Raw genomic sequence first — 16,361 nt, forward strand, 5'->3', positions numbered from 1 at the left:
CAATTACGAAGGAATAGAGGGCAAAAAAAATAGCATGCATTTACCGAAAACAGCACATAATCTCAAACCTAGCAGTCAGAAAAAGCGAGGACTTTACAAGTCCTCGCTTTCCTTTATGGACTAATTCTTTCTTTTGAATGATGTACCTTGTCTTTTAAATCATCCTGAGAGCTTTTTTCCCAAAGTGGAACCTTTGTATTATAGGCAGCACGGCTAATTAAATGTCCGGCAACTGGTGATGTCAGAAAGAGAAAGACGAATCCCAGAATCAACCTCGCATTCATATAGCCTTCGATGAGCGAGAAGTATAGAAACGTTCCAAGTAATATTGAAAGAACCCCTAATGTCCCACTTTTAGATACTGCATGGTTTCTTGTGTACACATCTGGTAAACGAAGTATTCCTATCGCACTTAACACGCTTAAAAGCGCTCCGAACAAAATAATGACTGCAAATAATATCTTAAGCGTCTCGGTCATGTTCAATTACGACTCCTTTCTCAAGGAACTTCGAAAAGGCTACCGTGCCAACAAAGGCTACAATCGCAATCAGTAAGATGACCTCAAGGAATGAATTTGAGCGTAGAATGACGGATATAATCGCCGTAATTCCCACTAAATTGACTCCAATTGCATCGAGTGCAATGACCTTGTCAGAAATCGAAGGTCCCTTAATGACACGGTATAAATAAGCAATCGTTGAAACCGATAAGCAGACAAGTGCAATATTAAGTATAATCTCAAACATTATCGGCTCACCTCCATAATTGCTTTTTCAAATGTGCTTTTAATTGAATCTATTGCCTCATCCACATCTTGTAAATCCATGGCGTGAACATAGATTAATTTTTTATCATCTGAAATATCCATTACCAAAGTACCGGGAGTAAGTGTAATTAAATTTGAGAGTACCATGATTTCCCAGTCTTTTTCGACTTCGATAGGTAATGCAAAAATCCCAGGTTTGATATCAAGCTTTGGCTTTACAACTACCTTCATAATGGCATAATTTGATAGAATTAATTCTCTAAAGAAAATTAAGATTAGTTTAATCACTGCCCACACATTATTGAGATAAAATCGGTGTGCGAAGGACCGACGTAAGACAAAAATTAGAAAAAGACCAATCAAATATCCGCCAAAAAAGGCCCCAAAGTCATATGAATTCGAGATAAACATCCACGACACGGCAATAAATATATTTAAAACTAATTGCAACAACATAATATCTACTCCTTTAAGACAGCTTGGACATAGATGGATGGGTCCGTTAAATCTTGAGCTGCTTGCGAGATATACGGATAGAACCATTCAGCACCAAATCCAAGTGCAATTGAGAGTGAAAGTAGAAGAGTGATCGGAAATAGCAGTCCTTTTGTTGTTCCTTTTTCTTCTTCTTTCCTAAGCTTTGCTTCGCCCCAGAAACCGTTAATAAAGATTTTCATTACCGAATAGAGGACTAGAAGACTTGAAATTAAAATTGCCGCAACCAGTGCATAATGCTCAGCAGCAAGGCTACCTTTAACAATTAGAAGTTTGCCGATAAAACCACTAAATGGAGGAATACCTGCAAGTGAAATGGTTGCAATGAAGAACATCCAGCCTAAATATGGATGATGGTTAATTAAACCGCCCATTTTCTTCAAATTGCTTGTTCCAGTAATGACAATCATCGCCCCAACTAATAGGAAGAGGGCCGCTTTGATAATCATGTCATGAATTAAATAATAAATCGAGCCAGTAAGTGATGTCGGTGTTAAGGTTGCAACACCTACTAAAATCACACCTACTGCGGTTAAAATATTGTAAATAATAATTTGTTTAACATCCCAGTATGCAACAGCTCCAATTACTCCTACTAGAATTGTAAAACCTGCAAGGATGCCGATTAAGGTATGAGTAAAACCCGTATCGTGATAAAAAATAATTGTAAACGTACGAATGATTGAATATACCCCAACCTTTGTTAATAAGGCTCCAAATAGAGCGGTAATCGGTGTTGGTGGAGCATTATAAGATCCAGGCAACCAGAAAAATAGCGGGAAGATTGCACCTTTTAATCCGAACACGACTAAAAATAGGATTGAGATAACAGTCACAATACCTGGCTGTCCAAGTTGACTAATTTTTGTTGATAAATCTGCCATATTAACTGTTCCAGTTACTGCGTATAAATAGGCAACTGCAATAACAAAAAGGGCAGATGAAATCACGTTTACCAAGATGTATTTAATGGATTCTCGTAATTGTGGCTTTGTCCCACCATGAACAATTAGGACATAAGAAGCCATTAGCATGACCTCGAAAAAGACGAAGAGGTTGAAAAGATCTCCTGTTAAGAATGCACCTAGTACCCCAACCATTAGGAATTGTACTGCCGCATAGTAGAAGAACGCTTCTCTTTCTTTCCCGATATTCTTGAATGAATAAATTGTACATGCTAAGACTACAATACTGCCTGTTGTAACTAGTAATGAAGCAAGCATATCGGCTACTAGTACAATTCCAAAAGGAGCGTCCCAGTCACCGAGGTTAAGAGTTTGAATCCCATTATGATAGACCTGATTAACAAGGCTTAGTGACACAATAACAGTTAGTACAGTTGAGATTAAGCTGATAACTCTTGATGTTTTTGTATATTTATTTACAAAGATAAGTATGATTCCCGTCATGAGAGGAATCAATATTGGAAGGATTACAAAATTATTCATCGCTATCATTTCCCCTTAATTTATCCATGTTATCCGTTCCAAGCTCTTGATAGGAGCGATACGCGAGTACTAGAATAAACGATGTTACTCCAAAGCTAATTACGATCGCTGTTAAGATAAGGGCTTGTGGAAGTGGATCAACATATGCCTTCGTACCTTCTACTAAAATAGGAGCAGCTCCATGCTTTAACCCACCCATTGTTAAAATCAATAAATGGGCTCCATGACTTAGCAAACCTGTCCCAATAATGACACGAATAAGACTTTTTGAAAGCATCAAATATGTCGCTGCCGTAAATAAAATACCGATAACAATAGCCATTAAAATCTCCATTAATCATTCATCCTCCCCGATTGTTTGGATAATGGTCATGGTTACTCCTACAACAACTAAATAAACACCGGTATCGAATAATACAGCAGTGGCAAGTTCTGTTTTCCCGAAAATTGGTAAATTAAAGTAACCAAATGTATGGGATAAGAAGGGAACATCGAAAAAGAATGAACCCATTGCAGTTAAAGTTGCAATTAATAACCCAAGAGCCGCAACCTTTTTAAAGTCAAAAGGCAAGGCTTTTTTTACTGTTTTCATATCGAATGCTAATAGGAGAAGGACGATTGCTGCAGCAGAAATCAGTCCACCGATAAATCCTCCTCCTGGAGTATTATGACCTGCAAAAAAGAGATTCAAGGAATAGGCAAGAATAATGAAAACAGTTATTTTTGTAGCTGTTTGTAGGATTAAATCATTTGTTTTCATCCTTCTTTCCTCCTTGTTAAACGTAATTTGATCATTGTAAATATACCTAGTGCAGCAATACCAAGCACGGTAATTTCAAACAATGTATCAAAGCCACGGAAGTCTACTAATATGACGTTAACTATATTTGTACCTCCGCCTTTTTTATAACTATTTTCTACAAAATAACTTGAGATGGAATCAATCAATCTTGTGCTATTTGCGGAAATTGCAAGCAAAGTGACAATGGTTCCAACCCCTAATGAAATAATTAGGTTTGTAAGACGAAAACGCATTGGTTTTTCTTTTTTGTGTAGCTTTGGTAAGTGATAGAAACACAAAAGGAATAATGAGACTGACACTGTTTCAATTACGAGTTGAGTCAATGCTAAATCAGGTGCTCGGAATAGCACAAAGAATAACGAAACTGAATACCCCACTGCACCAAGTGCGATAATTGCCGTAAGCCTTGATTTTGCGAAAACAGTTGTCGCAACGCCACCTACCAGAACAAATGCTAGCACAGCTTCAAAAAGTCGAACTGGCGCAACATGTGTTAAATCAAAAGCAAATGCATTTTTAATAATAAGCGCACTTCCAATTGCTAAGATAAAGAACGCAAACATAATCACTAAATAGTCACGAATAACTCCAGTCATATAGAAGCGATTTATCTTTGATGCAGACCTCTCCATTCCAATAATCCCATTGTCATAAAGATTGTTTAAAGTTAAACGCTTGGAAAAGACATTATAAATGCCTGTCCATTTTGCAAGCGAGAGAAACATAAGAGTTCCTAATACAACAACTCCAATTGACATAAAGAGCGGTGCATTCCATCCGTGGAAATATTCAAAATGAACATGATAGGTTGAATCGCCAACAAGTAAGCTTGGAACGATGGATGTCACAGCTGGTTCAATTAAACTTGGAGCCAGAATGTTTGAAAATAAACCGAAAATGATAACAAGTGAAGCTAGGATAATTGGTGAAATTAACATCCCAATTGGTGCTTCATGTGGTTTTTTATCTAGCTTTTCAAACTGAGCCTTTCCAGTAAAGGTTTTAAAGACAAGGATCATACTGTAAATGAACGTGAAAACACTGGCAACCCAACCAATGATAGGGAAAAGAATACCTAATGTTTCCATATTGAAACTATCAAGTGTTGTTGCATTTACAATTGCTGTAAAGAATGCTTCTTTACTTAAGAAACCATTAAATGGTGGTAGACCTGCCATTGAAAATGCACCAATTACAGCCAATGTGAATGTAATTGGCATTACGGTCATTAATCCACCAAGTTTGCGAATATCACGAGTACCGGTTTCATGGTCGACAATACCTACAACCATGAACAAACTTCCTTTGAATGTCGCGTGGTTTATTAAGTGGAAAATAGCGGCTACTATTGCAGCCAAATAAATATTGGTATCAAGATGATCATAATGAAGAGCAGCTGAACCAATTCCTAGTAGGGACATAATCATCCCCAGTTGACTTACTGTTGAAAATGCAAGAATACCTTTTAAATCTGTTTGTTTAACCGCACTAAAGGAGCCCCAGAACAAGGTAATGATTCCGAAGGTTGATATAATCCAAAACCATTCACTTGATCCAGCAAAAATAGGACTTAAGCGCGCAACTAAATATATACCTGCTTTTACCATTGTCGCTGAGTGTAGATACGCACTAACAGGAGTTGGTGCTTCCATTGCATCCGGTAACCAAATATGGAATGGAAATTGAGCTGATTTTGTAAAAGCACCTAGTAATATTAATAGCATCGCCGGAATGAATAGTGGATTTGATGGTAATGTGTCCACTTGAGCAATCATTTCACGAATACTGAATGTATTCGTCATGAGTGATAGTAAAACAAATCCAGCTAGCATGGATAAACCACCGAACACGGTGATTAACATCGATTTTTGTGCACCATACCTAGACTTTTCCCGATTATGCCAGTATCCAATTAGTAAAAAAGAAGATAGGCTTGTTAACTCCCAAAACGTATAAAGCATAATCACATTATCTGAGAGGACAACCCCAAGCATAGCTCCCATAAAACAGAGCAGGTACACATAAAAGTTATGTAGGGATTCTTTTTCCTTTGATAAGTAGTAGATAGAGTAGAGGACAACTAATGCACCAATACCTGTAATCAGTAAGGCAAACAAGAGTCCTAAACCATCAATGTACGCAGTGAAATTTACACCAATGGAAGGTATCCACTCCGCAGTACGAATGATCGGATTTCCATTCATCGTATCCTTCATAAATGGAAAGAAATAAGAAAATAGTAGTACAGGTAGAATTAGTACAAACCAACCTGTATGAATCCCTCGCAAATATTTGCGTAAAAAAGGAATAAAGATAGCCAATATAAATGGAGATAATATGGCCAAATGTAAAAGTGACAAAACAGTACCCCCTTAACCTATTCTTTTTTAGAGTATATAACAATTAGTGAGAACTTGCATGCCTTGCAATTCCTAGTGTTACCAAGAATTTCAGTTGTTATTAAATATGTAGGAACACGTATTTTTTGACTGAAAAAAGTTTTTAAAATGATAGTAAAAATAGTGCTTATAGTTCTTTTTTAGAAAATATTATTGTTTCAAGTTAACTTGAGAAAGCTTGTATGCTATCAAACTTATGTCCTATATTTAGATTCTAGCATTTAGATAGAATTTTGTGATATGTTAGTAGTGTAATAAAGTACAGTGTGAAAGGAGGAGGTTAAGGTTTTGCCTTAACTATATAATTTTATGAATATCTGGGATTCTATTGTTACTTCCGTTCAGGAAGCTAGTGGTTTTTATTTTTTATTTGAATTGGCAATCATCGTTTTTGCAGTAAAATTGGTAGGGCATCTCAGTACCAAAATCGGACAACCTTCTGTTTTTGGAAAACTATTAGTCGGAATTATACTAGGTCCTTCCTTATTAGGAATCATCCACCCGAATGAATTAATTAGTGAATTGGCTGAGGTTGGGGTAATTCTATTAATGTTTTTAGCGGGGCTTGAGACAGACCTGAAAGAATTTAAGAAAAATGCATTTGCATCTACATCCGTAGCTATCGGAGGGGTCATTTTACCATTCTTAGGTGGAATGGGATTATCGATTGCTTTTGGATTTGATACAACCGTAGCTATCTATATGGGTGTCTTATTGGTTGCGACGAGTGTAAGTATTTCTGTTCAGACATTACGGGAATTAGGTAAGTTAAAATCAAGAGAAGGGGTTACCATCTTAGGTGCAGCTGTCCTTGATGATGTTTTAGGTATTATTATCTTATCAGCCGTTTTAGGATTAATGGCCGGTGGTGCAGCAGGTGCAGGCGGAATCAGTTCTATTTTAATATTACTTGTTAAAATCGCCCTCTTCTTTGTCCTAGCAATTGCAATCGGTTATTTTGTATTACCAAAATTATTAAAAGTTTTCCAACGCTTTAACGTTTCACAAACTGTGCTATCATTTGCTGTAATTGTTGCGTTGTTATTCGCATATATGGGAGAGGTCTTTGGAGTTGCAGGAATCGTTGGTTCCTATGTTTGTGGTCTAATGCTTAGCTTAACACCGCAAAGTGAGGAAATGACACATAAAGTGGAAACCTTCAGTTATCCATTTTTTGTACCACTTTTCTTTGTGAACATTGGACTGGTTGCAAACTTTAGAGAAGTTAACCCAGAAATCCTCTGGTTTAGCATTCTATTAGCTCTTGTTGCAATCGTAGGTAAAGTTCTAGGTGGTGCATTAGGGGCTAAAGTCGCTAAGTTTAGTACATCAAGCTCATTCGGTATTGGGGCAGGAATGGTTGCCCGTGGTGAAGTGGGATTAATCATTGCGATGATTGGTATTGAAAGAGGCATCATTTCAAATGATCTCTTCAGTTCAGCGATTATTGTCGTAATCGCGACAACACTGGTAACGCCTCCACTTATCAAGCTCTTGATGAAAACAGAAACGGATGGAAACCAAATTGAAACCAAAAAAAGTGTAGGCTTCTAACAATTAAATGTTAATGAAAGAGGGACATGGGTTTAACCCATGTCTCATTTTTTTTAAAAAGTTTGTATAAAACCTCTTTTTATAATAAATGCTAGTAGCAAGAGGTGAGTTTTGTGAATGTAAAAAAAGGAATTGTGGCAATTGCGATTTTTGCCTTCTTGTTTACTATAGCGTGGGTGATTCACGACCAAACGAAGAGAGAATATATCGTAGAAGAACAAATCGATAGCCAGCAGCAATTTCAAATACAAACAGTTGATTCTACACAAACTGAGGAAACCACGGTCTATCCAAAGTTCAAACCCCGTGAATACATTCGGATTGAACATCGAAAATAAAAAAAGGATGGGACAAAAAGCATCTCATCCTAAAACGTACTGTTATTTCTTACCATTGGAACCGGAATAGCCTTATTATGGAACATCATAATTAAGATAGGACATCCAAGAAGAGCCAAGAGAATAAATAAACTAAATAATAATTTCGAGGTTAATGAAATACCAGCTTCATAACCAGCATTCATATAATCATCGTATAGTGCAGCGATTTCTTGATCATCAGGGAAATTTGAAAGCATTAGGAATTCTTGGTTTTCTGTATCATAATAAAAGAATTCATGTTTTTGAATATAAAAAATGCTATCGCGTTTTAATTTATATGCTACGTGCCCTACGACAACATTTGCTTTATACGTATCAATTTCTTCTTCATTTTTCTCTGTGCTTGGATCATCCGCGGTGATGACTTTTGTAATTTCTGCTTCCTTTGTAATGGTATTAATCACATCAGCAGAACCTTCCGCATAATAATTTATTTCCTTCAATTTCTCATTAACCGCTTTTGTGAAATCTGATTCACCAGAAGCACCTGCCGTACTTAAGAAGGTGAAAAAAGCAAAACAACAGATAAGTATTAAAAATAATAACCCTTTTTTCATCTAACCCCTCTTTTCTCAGAATAGTAGTCCTTACTCTATATGTATTTACAAAAAAGAGATTTACCACTAAAATCGAAAAGAACAACACAGTGAAGTATTGATATGAGGAATTGAAAATGAAGAATACATATTTTACGAGTTACTTTCCGCTTATTTCTATTATCCTTTTTAGTGTCTCTTTTGCGATTTTGACGGAATTGAATACATTAGAGCTACTTAAGCAAATTGGTATTTACCGTGGCATGCAGGACTTTTTCTCCCCAACCTGGATTAATTTTGCGATTTTTTTTGTGTTTTTCCTGATTTATTTCATGATATTTGCCGCTTTAAAATTAATCTCGAATACATTGCTTGAACTTTCTCTTTTGTTTTTCACGAGGGACAGTAATGGAGAGAGTTTACCAAAAATCCGAGTAGGTTCCTTCTTCTATCTTTTTGGAGGTACGGTTTCACTTGCTTTTGTCCAGTCCTTTTATGGCATCGTCATTGTCCTGTTACTTGCAACTCTTGGATATTTTATTTTTTTCGTCTATAAAATTCAGGACACCTTAACTTTCGGTGGATTAATTGGATTAGTCTTTTTTCATACACTAAGCTGGTTCACGTTTTTTATGACGGTAACCTATGTATGTATACGGTTATACAACAGTATTATCGCTAGCTTACCAATCTAAAAAAGCGAGCCAATTATTGGCTCGCCTTCATAATATCCTTCCATATATAAATTTGCGGTTTGCTTGATTCCATATAGTAAATGCTTTTGTTTTGATCATGCCCAACCCATACACCAGCTGTGTATTTTTCGGTTAATCCGACAAACCATAGATCTTTTACATCATTTGTGGTTCCTGTTTTCCCACCAATATAATCACTTGAAAAATTCGCTTCTTTAGCTGTTCCAGATTTTACTACGTCCGCAAGTAATGACTTTACCTTTTGATTAGCTGAAGGACTCCAAACCGGTGAAGGTTGTTCCTTCCATTCATATAGGATCTTTCCTTGTAAATCAGTTACCCTCGTAATTCCACGAGCTTGAATAAATTCACCATTATTTGCAAATGTTGCAAATGCATTTGTCATTTCTAAAGGGGACATTCCGTATGTAAAACCGCCAATGGCCGCGGGTAAATGGTGGTCTTCTTTTACCACCTTTGAAAAGTTAAGTTTATCTAAATACTTGAAACCATTCTCAACCCCAACCTTTTCAAACAGTCGAACGGCAGGGGTATTATAGGAATACTTGAAAGCCGTTTGTAAACTAACATTTCCATACTGGCCACCGCCATAATTTCGCGGGCAATATCCGTTCTTGCAATAATTGTTTGCATTAATAGTCTGTGAGATAGAGGAACCGGTTTGATCAAGATAAGGTGCATAAACAAGCAATGGTTTAATCGCTGAGCCAGGTTGACGGAATGCTTGGTATGCACGGTGAAAGGAAAACTTTTCGTAATTTTTCCCCCCAACAATCGCGACAAGTTGATTCCTGCTATGTTCGATAACTGCAGCAGCACCTTGAACGTTTGCGTTTGGTAAATATCGTTTTACGGAATGGATAGCGGCTTCCTGTATTGTAGGATTCAATGCTGTTTCGATGATGATCCCAGATTTAAGAATTTCTGCTACCTTAGTATCTAATTCTTTCTGCAGTTTTTCTTTTTCAGTAATTGAAGATATTGAATTTATTTTTTGATTAAATCCTTCTTTTTCAGCAATTAATTCCTCAAATTCTTGATAAATATAGGTTGTATAATCAGGATACCGGTCGATCATGTTCTCCTTTTTTGTAAGTTCGATTGGTTCATGTATGGCTTTTTCATATTCCTCTTTTGTGATTTTGCCTGCATCGACTAAGTTAAGTAAAATTCGCTCTTGTCTTTCTTTTGTATTTGAAAAATGCGTAACTGGATTATAAAGTGAGGGATTATTTGGTATGGCACATAAAAAGGCAATTTTCGCAAGTGAAACATCTTTGATGGATTGATTAAAATAAAGCTGAGAAGCAGTTTCAATCCCATATGCCCCATTTTGAAAATATATTGCATTTATGTACAATGTTATTATTTCTTCTTTAGAAAGGTTCCGCTCAAGTTGGTACGAATACAAAAGCTCACTTAACTTTCGGTTATAGGTTTTTTCGTTGGTTAAATAGAGATTTCTTGCTAGCTGCTGCGTAAGTGTACTTCCACCTTGGTCAATAGAATCATTTTGTAAGTTAACAAGAGCAGCCCTGCTTATTCCGGATATATCAAAGCCTAAATGCTCATAAAAATGCTGATCTTCAATAGTAATAAACAATTCCTTCACAATTTGCGGAATCTCGTCCTTAGTGAGAGTGAGCCGATTCTCACTATGGTGAATCTCTGAAATAACATTTCCTGTTCGATCAGTTATGTAACTTGTTTGCGGTAATACTACTTCATTAATTGGGATTTTTTCATCCAGCACAGCTGGAAAACTTTTTGCAACTTTTAATTCTCCAGTCAATTGAAATAGCACAAACAAAAACAATAGAAAAAGAAAAAAAGTGATAATGTATCCTGTTTGTCTTCTCATAAACTAACACTCTCTCAAAAAGTTATACTTTTATTATATATAATCAAATGCGCCTTGGCGTATTTGCGCCCGATTTTTTTCGAGCCGCTAGAAAAATTCCCTTAGAAAAATTGTTGCATCCACCGAAGGCTTACACCCACGGATAAAATTAAAACAGATGGCAATCGCCATCTGTTTAAGCAGCTTGTTGAGTTGATTTTTGAGAATGCCGAACAACACTTAGCCATAAGATTATAGCACCGGTTAAAAAAAGGCCACTTGTTACGAAAAAGACAGTAGAAATTCCGAAAAATCCACTAAGAATTCCACCAGAGATCGGACCGATAACATTACCTAAAAACCGAAAACTTACATTATAGCCCTGAACTTCGCCTTGCATAGAAAGTGGTGCAACCTGACGGATATACGCAGTCATGCAAGGAATGAGCCCTCCAACCGCCATACCAAATAAAAATCGGCAAACCACAAGCTGCCATAATTCGGTTACGAGTCCTTGCGGAATAAACATTATCGAGGACGCAAGCAAGAGGAATGTTAAGATTTTTTCATGGCCAATGCGGTCACCGACTTTACCCCATTGTCTCGTGAATAATAAATTTCCAAAACCGGTCGCGGAAAATGCCATTCCAGCTAAAAACACAATATTACTACTGTCTGTTAAATGCGTGACATATAATGCAAGTAAGGGCTGAATACTAAAATTAGCGACCTGGATGAGTGTTGAGATAAGCATAATGGTTAGTAAAACAGGATGTCTGAGAATATGGATTAAAACCTCTTTGCGTGTATACTTTTTTGCAGTAGTACTTGTTTCATTGGTCCGTACCTCTTTAATACCAATAGCAACGAGTCCGACTGCCCCTAAAATGACGATTGCAGTAAGGACAAAGGTATATTGGAAACCGACTGCATCTGCAAGCAATCCACCTAATAAAGGGCCGAATAATGCGCCTGACACATTTCCCATTTGAAGTGTTCCTAACGTTTTTCCGGCAATTTCTTTAGGAGTTTGTGCAGAAATGAGGGCAAGGGAGGTTGGAATAAAACCTGTCACAGCACCCATGAAGAGTCTTAAGAAAAATAATTGCTTTACAGAGTGCACATAGCCCATTAAAAAAATACTAATGGCAATACCAATGCCTGTAATGATAAGAATTTTTTTATAGCCATTTCGATCACCAAAACGTCCCCATATCGGTGAAATAAAAAAAGCCGTAACAAAGGTTGCTGCAAAAACTAATCCAGCCCACCGTTGTACAAAGCTATCTGAATAATCACCAAATGTTTCGATGTATAAAGAGAGAAATGGCATTATCATTGTAGCACTTGCAGCAACAAAGAAATTTGCAAACCACATGATCAAAAGATTTCGCTTTGCTGTTTGAATCGGAAACACCTTCTTAACTCGAATATTTCGACTTACTAAATATTATAGAATATTATTGTTACTTAATCAAATACGCCTTGCCGTATTTGCGCCTGATTTTTTAGGCCCACAGGATGTGGGTCACAAAGACGTTCCCACAGGAAGTGGCGTTCTTAGTCTTTGATCTTAAGTTCGAAAATTTCCTCTGAAAAATCATGGCATCCGCCGGAGGCTATAATTATATTCAAACGGGCCCAAAGCCCGTTTGAATATAGTTAAGGAGAAATAGCATATATATTATAAATATATTCTGAAAAATGCAGTAAACCGTGCTATAATATTTAAAAGATGTTCGTCGGTTTTGTATTGTAAAGGTAGTATTTCATATTAATAGACTGATATGACAAAGGAGGTTAAGGAGTGGATAATCAGCATCAATACTTGTTTATTGATTTTGAATTTACTATGCCAGAGAAAAAAAACAACCCACAAGGATTTTATCCCGAGATTATTGAAGTTGGCCTTGTTTGCGTGAGAAACCAAAAAATAATCGAACAATACTCATCATATGTGAAACCAATAAAATTTCCTACATTAACAGAACGATGTAAATCCTTTTTAAACATTTCTCAAGAGCAAGTCGATCATGGTATCACGTTTCAGGAGTTGGTTAATAAGCTCGCAGGGTATGAAAATCATTCATCTAGCACCATCATCACATGGGGAAATATGGATATGAAGGTATTGCGCCATAATTCTCAACGGGCTGGAATTCCTTTTCCTTTTAAAGGAAAACAAAGGGACTTGTCCATGGAATATAAACGCTTTTTTGGGGACCAAAATCAGACAGGTCTTTGGAAGGCGGTTCAAGAGTACGGCAAAGAAGGGACAGGCAAACATCATTGTGCCCTCGATGACGCACTTACAACCTTTAATATATTCAAATTAGTCGAAAATGATAAACGCTATTTAGCCAGACCCGAGCCAACAACTATCGGCGATCGAGTGGATTTCTCGAAAGTATTGAATAAGTTTGCATTATAAAAAACCAATTCGCTAATCAAGTGAATTGGTTTTTATTTTTATCATTTGAAAGCACTGTCGAATTTTTACAATTGATTTGAAAAATAATCGCATCCCGTTAGGATATCCTAATTTCAAAAGGAGGGATGCGTTATGTTTATTGGCCATAAAATAGAAAATCCACAAACTGTATGTTTATATATAGATCCCCAGTTGGAGGAATTTTCAAGTGAAATTGGTATACCGGAACATGGAAAAAAGCTTCATCTAAACGAAAGCATTCGAATGTACCTCAAAGAAAAAGTCCCTACCCTAAATCCGAATATCGTAAAAGTCATGATGGGGACAATGGTAATCGCTACAATTACTTTAGTGGGAGGACACCATTCCTCTAAAGTAGAAGCAGCGAGCAATAACCAAGCAAGTACCCAAACAACACACACGGTTGCAAACGGTGAAACACTATATGGAATTGCAAAACAATACAATTTAACCGTGTCCCAGGTAAAACATTTGAACCATTTAACTGGTGATATGATCTACCCAGGACAAACACTTGTAATTAGTGAGGCCAAACCTCCACAAAAGACAGCAACGTATACGGTAACCCGTGGAGACACACTTTACTCCATTGCTAATTCTTATAACATGAGTGTTGATCAAATAAAGCAATTAAATAATCTAACTTCAAACACCATCCATGTGGGACAAACCCTACAAGTAATCGGTACTGCACCTCAGACTACTCAAATACAAGGCAACACTTATACTGTGCAACCAGGGGATTCTTTGTATTCGATAGCCCAGCGAGCTAACACAACGGTTGACCAAATCATGAAAAATAATAACTTAACATCATCGATGCTATATGTGGGACAAAAATTACAACTAGGAACTACAGCGAAAGCCCCACAGCAAAATGTAGCAAGTGCTACATATACTGTAAAAGCAGGAGATACTTTGTATGGAATTTCTCGAACTTATAATATTAGTGTGACAGAGCTTAAAAGCATCAATAATCTGGCAACAGATACACTTTCAATTGGACAAGTTTTAAATGTGAGTGGGACTGCTCAAGCTGAACAAGGAACACAAAATCGTGAGCAGGTGCTTCAAGATTTAGTGAATGACTCTTATAACTTTGTAGGAATTCCGTACCTGTGGGGAGGAACGACAACAGCAGGATTTGATTGTTCTGGTTTCGTTTCTTTTATGCATGCACGGCATGGAATTGACATCCCAAGAACCACCTCAGCAGGCTATTATACGATGGGTTCGCCTGTCTCTAAATCAAATTTACAACAGGGAGACCTCGTGTTTTTTGCGGTCAATGATACAGGCCGAATCTCCCATGTTGGCTTTTATGTAGGGAATAACAAATTTATTTCCGCCACATCCTCAAAGGGAATAGACGTTGTATCGATGGATAATACGTATTGGTCCAAATACTATGTAGGAGCCAAGCGGGTTTACTAAAAAAGAAAAACCTACGGAACAACTTAATCCGTAGGTTTTCTATGTTTGCGGTCAATAATTGTGATTTATGGCCGATAAGCTAAAAATATGGCCGATAAGCTAAAAATATGGCCGATAAAATAAATTTACGGCCAATAAATAAATTTGATGGTCATTAGCCCAAAATTCAACTGGAATGACTTATTTAAAATAATCTTTCTCCAACACGTTCATGTTTTCAAGACTGCGCAGTGCCCATTCTGTTCCTTCAGCTTCTAAATCATTTTTTGCTTTTTCCACTGCTTCTCTTAATGAGGATTTATATTCTGGAACGTCCTCTGTGTAATGACGTACCATCTTTTTCGGAACATTTGTCTGCTCGTTAAATGCAAGTGCTCTCCGTTCTTGAAAAAGTGGAACATGAACATCCTTCGGTGAATGAATGTCCCCTTGCATTGGATGCTTTAAGACAGCCTTTACCTTTACAAGATAATGCTCAGGCTTAATTGCTGTAATTTCTCCAATATATTTTCCAGTCTTATAAATTCCAGTTACAATGTCACCAACTTTAAATTCATCAGACATTTCAAATCACTCCTTCTGCATATTTATAACTCTATCCATTATAACCGACGTCATTCGAACAAGCATCTTATAACACGTCTTAGGTTTGTGTTATAATGTAAAAAGCTATCATTCTAGGTTGAAAGGTGTGTAGGAATGCTGCTTTTACCAGTATTAAACCTGTTTCTATATTTCCCTGAGGATAAAACAGAATATATTCCAGCTGCAATAACCACTGTTATTTGCTTAATTGTTGCGTTTATTGTGTTCCGTTTATTTATCAAGCATTCGAAAAAAGAACAAGCGAAAGCTGAGGAACTAGAGAAGCAATTAATAAAACATGACAAAAACAATCTCACGAAGTAATTTTAGGTGATTCTATGGAAAATCAACAGGCCAATTTACAAATTATGATTGTGCTGCAAGAATGGGATCCACTAGGTTATGGAGTCGGTTCCTATGAAACAGAAGCGGTGGATGTTATACAGGCAGCCCATCAATTTGATAATCCAAGTAAATTAGCAAGAAAAATACAGTCTATTTTTGAATTCTCTTTTGAGGAAGTCATCCCGCTAAAAGAGTGTGAGAAAATGGCTGTGAAACTCTTAGCCATTTTAAATAATGCAACGTGCGAACTGTAAAAAAGTTGGGGCAACCCATCTTTTTTGTTTATTAAATTCGTTTTGTACGGGTCATTGCTGATTTGGACGAGGAGGAATATTGGCTCTCTCGGTTTACCCTTCATAGACGTGATGAAGAGGACTGGAGCGGAAACTTTTGTTACAAATCCCCTTCATGGACTTGATGAAGAGGACTGGAGCGGGAATTTTTGTTACAAATCCCCTTCATAGACGTGATGAAGAGGAAATAATCTAATATTGACGCACCCAACCCTCTTCATAGATGTGATGAAGAGGAAATGAGTGGGGATTGCCGCACCCAATCCCCTTCATAGACGTGATGAAGAGGAAATGAGTGGGAAAAGCCGCACCAAA

18 protein-coding genes are annotated in these 16,361 nt (G+C 36.9%); 7 read left to right on the forward strand and 11 right to left on the reverse strand.

What is annotated here, in order from left to right; all coding sequences use genetic code 11:
* Nucleotides 1–113: 113 nt before the first annotated feature.
* Genes mnhG through NST91_RS06675 form a run of 7 tightly spaced genes read right to left on the reverse strand, consistent with a single transcriptional unit; the run spans nt 114 to nt 5,872 of the window.
* Nucleotides 114–479 (reverse strand): monovalent cation/H(+) antiporter subunit G, encoded by a 366-nt coding sequence (mnhG, locus tag NST91_RS06645; RefSeq protein WP_341330524.1) that lies wholly within the window; start codon nt 477–479, stop codon nt 114–116.
* Nucleotides 463–747, reverse strand: a complete 285-nt coding sequence (locus NST91_RS06650; RefSeq protein ID WP_099361750.1) for a Na(+)/H(+) antiporter subunit F1 — start codon at nt 745–747, stop codon at nt 463–465. The genes mnhG and NST91_RS06650 overlap by 17 nt, the downstream gene beginning before the upstream one ends.
* The gene (locus NST91_RS06655) at nt 747–1,223 is read right to left on the reverse strand and encodes a Na+/H+ antiporter subunit E (RefSeq protein WP_341330525.1); all 477 of its coding nucleotides are present in this window, start codon (nt 1,221–1,223) and stop codon (nt 747–749) included. Before NST91_RS06655 ends, NST91_RS06650 begins: the two co-directional genes overlap by 1 nt.
* A 5-nt stretch (nt 1,224–1,228) precedes the next feature.
* On the reverse strand, nt 1,229–2,710 hold the full coding sequence (locus tag NST91_RS06660) for a Na+/H+ antiporter subunit D (RefSeq protein WP_341330526.1): 1,482 nt from the start codon (nt 2,708–2,710) through the stop codon (nt 1,229–1,231).
* The gene (locus tag NST91_RS06665; protein ID WP_309100307.1) at nt 2,703–3,044 is read right to left on the reverse strand and encodes a Na(+)/H(+) antiporter subunit C; all 342 of its coding nucleotides are present in this window, start codon (nt 3,042–3,044) and stop codon (nt 2,703–2,705) included. Before NST91_RS06665 ends, NST91_RS06660 begins: the two co-directional genes overlap by 8 nt.
* 3 nt (nt 3,045–3,047) lie before the next feature.
* A complete protein-coding gene (locus NST91_RS06670) occupies nt 3,048–3,470 on the reverse strand; it encodes a Na(+)/H(+) antiporter subunit B (RefSeq protein ID WP_099361754.1) in 423 nt (140 codons plus the stop codon).
* Complete coding sequence (locus tag NST91_RS06675) at nt 3,467–5,872, reverse strand: Na+/H+ antiporter subunit A (protein ID WP_341330527.1); 2,406 nt, start codon at nt 5,870–5,872, stop codon at nt 3,467–3,469. The genes NST91_RS06670 and NST91_RS06675 overlap by 4 nt, the downstream gene beginning before the upstream one ends.
* A gap of 348 nt (nt 5,873–6,220) precedes the next feature.
* On the opposite strand from NST91_RS06675, the gene NST91_RS06680 reads away from it, so the two are divergent.
* Both NST91_RS06680 and NST91_RS06685 read left to right on the forward strand, forming a co-directional pair.
* On the forward strand, nt 6,221–7,465 hold the full coding sequence (locus NST91_RS06680; protein WP_341330528.1) for a cation:proton antiporter: 1,245 nt from the start codon (nt 6,221–6,223) through the stop codon (nt 7,463–7,465).
* Between the two features lie 113 nt (nt 7,466–7,578).
* Complete coding sequence (locus tag NST91_RS06685) at nt 7,579–7,803, forward strand: hypothetical protein (RefSeq protein WP_341330529.1); 225 nt, start codon at nt 7,579–7,581, stop codon at nt 7,801–7,803.
* A gap of 29 nt (nt 7,804–7,832) precedes the next feature.
* Here NST91_RS06685 and NST91_RS06690 read toward each other — a convergent pair whose 3' ends face one another.
* Nucleotides 7,833–8,402, reverse strand: coding sequence for a hypothetical protein (locus NST91_RS06690; protein WP_341330530.1), 570 nt, complete (start codon nt 8,400–8,402; stop codon nt 7,833–7,835).
* A gap of 116 nt (nt 8,403–8,518) precedes the next feature.
* Here NST91_RS06690 and NST91_RS06695 point away from each other — a divergent pair, with 116 nt between their 5' ends.
* The gene (locus NST91_RS06695) at nt 8,519–9,076 is read left to right on the forward strand and encodes a DUF5366 family protein (protein ID WP_341330531.1); all 558 of its coding nucleotides are present in this window, start codon (nt 8,519–8,521) and stop codon (nt 9,074–9,076) included.
* A 13-nt stretch (nt 9,077–9,089) separates the two neighbouring features.
* Here NST91_RS06695 and NST91_RS06700 read toward each other — a convergent pair whose 3' ends face one another.
* On the reverse strand, nt 9,090–10,958 hold the full coding sequence (locus NST91_RS06700) for a transglycosylase domain-containing protein (RefSeq protein WP_341330532.1): 1,869 nt from the start codon (nt 10,956–10,958) through the stop codon (nt 9,090–9,092).
* A gap of 175 nt (nt 10,959–11,133) precedes the next feature.
* Complete coding sequence (locus NST91_RS06705) at nt 11,134–12,315, reverse strand: MFS transporter (RefSeq protein ID WP_341333500.1); 1,182 nt, start codon at nt 12,313–12,315, stop codon at nt 11,134–11,136.
* Between the two features lie 429 nt (nt 12,316–12,744).
* Here NST91_RS06705 and kapD point away from each other — a divergent pair, with 429 nt between their 5' ends.
* Entirely contained in the window at nt 12,745–13,368 is a 624-nt protein-coding gene (kapD, locus tag NST91_RS06710) for a 3'-5' exonuclease KapD (protein WP_121446173.1), read from the forward strand.
* A 132-nt stretch (nt 13,369–13,500) separates the two neighbouring features.
* Nucleotides 13,501–14,823, forward strand: a complete 1,323-nt coding sequence (locus tag NST91_RS06715) for a C40 family peptidase (RefSeq protein ID WP_341330533.1) — start codon at nt 13,501–13,503, stop codon at nt 14,821–14,823.
* A 180-nt stretch (nt 14,824–15,003) separates the two neighbouring features.
* Here the strand turns inward: NST91_RS06715 and kapB are convergent, their stop codons facing one another.
* Nucleotides 15,004–15,387: a kinase-associated lipoprotein KapB gene (gene kapB, locus NST91_RS06720; RefSeq protein ID WP_341330534.1), complete on the reverse strand. Its 384-nt coding sequence runs from the start codon at nt 15,385–15,387 to the stop codon at nt 15,004–15,006.
* Between the two features lie 135 nt (nt 15,388–15,522).
* On the opposite strand from kapB, the gene NST91_RS06725 reads away from it, so the two are divergent.
* On the forward strand, nt 15,523–15,732 hold the full coding sequence (locus NST91_RS06725) for a hypothetical protein (RefSeq protein WP_341330535.1): 210 nt from the start codon (nt 15,523–15,525) through the stop codon (nt 15,730–15,732).
* 14 nt (nt 15,733–15,746) lie between these two features.
* Nucleotides 15,747–16,007 (forward strand): DUF1871 family protein, encoded by a 261-nt coding sequence (locus tag NST91_RS06730; protein WP_341330536.1) that lies wholly within the window; start codon nt 15,747–15,749, stop codon nt 16,005–16,007.
* The last annotated feature ends 354 nt before the right edge of the window (nt 16,008–16,361 follow it).

This window comes from Ferdinandcohnia sp. FSL W7-1320, assembly GCF_038050315.1.
Lineage (GTDB): Bacteria > Bacillota > Bacilli > Bacillales > Bacillaceae_L > Ferdinandcohnia > Ferdinandcohnia aciditolerans.

Excerpts from the sequence above, each read along its gene's own strand:
- NST91_RS06705 (WP_341333500.1), bottom strand. The coding sequence starts at position 12,315 with ATGTGGTTTGCAAATTTCTTTGTTGCTGCAAGTGCTACAATGATAATG.
- NST91_RS06665 (WP_309100307.1), bottom strand. The coding sequence starts at position 3,044 with ATGGAGATTTTAATGGCTATTGTTATCGGTATTTTATTTACGGCAGCG.
- NST91_RS06695 (WP_341330531.1), top strand. The coding sequence starts at position 8,519 with ATGAAGAATACATATTTTACGAGTTACTTTCCGCTTATTTCTATTATC.
- NST91_RS06660 (WP_341330526.1), bottom strand. The coding sequence starts at position 2,710 with ATGAATAATTTTGTAATCCTTCCAATATTGATTCCTCTCATGACGGGA.
- NST91_RS06690 (WP_341330530.1), bottom strand. The coding sequence starts at position 8,402 with ATGAAAAAAGGGTTATTATTTTTAATACTTATCTGTTGTTTTGCTTTT.
- NST91_RS06670 (WP_099361754.1), bottom strand. The coding sequence starts at position 3,470 with ATGAAAACAAATGATTTAATCCTACAAACAGCTACAAAAATAACTGTT.
- NST91_RS06680 (WP_341330528.1), top strand. The coding sequence starts at position 6,221 with ATGAATATCTGGGATTCTATTGTTACTTCCGTTCAGGAAGCTAGTGGT.
- NST91_RS06700 (WP_341330532.1), bottom strand. The coding sequence starts at position 10,958 with ATGAGAAGACAAACAGGATACATTATCACTTTTTTTCTTTTTCTATTG.
- NST91_RS06725 (WP_341330535.1), top strand. The coding sequence starts at position 15,523 with ATGCTGCTTTTACCAGTATTAAACCTGTTTCTATATTTCCCTGAGGAT.
- NST91_RS06650 (WP_099361750.1), bottom strand. The coding sequence starts at position 747 with ATGTTTGAGATTATACTTAATATTGCACTTGTCTGCTTATCGGTTTCA.
- kapB (WP_341330534.1), bottom strand. The coding sequence starts at position 15,387 with ATGTCTGATGAATTTAAAGTTGGTGACATTGTAACTGGAATTTATAAG.
- NST91_RS06715 (WP_341330533.1), top strand. The coding sequence starts at position 13,501 with ATGTTTATTGGCCATAAAATAGAAAATCCACAAACTGTATGTTTATAT.
- mnhG (WP_341330524.1), bottom strand. The coding sequence starts at position 479 with ATGACCGAGACGCTTAAGATATTATTTGCAGTCATTATTTTGTTCGGA.
- NST91_RS06730 (WP_341330536.1), top strand. The coding sequence starts at position 15,747 with ATGGAAAATCAACAGGCCAATTTACAAATTATGATTGTGCTGCAAGAA.
- NST91_RS06655 (WP_341330525.1), bottom strand. The coding sequence starts at position 1,223 with ATGTTGTTGCAATTAGTTTTAAATATATTTATTGCCGTGTCGTGGATG.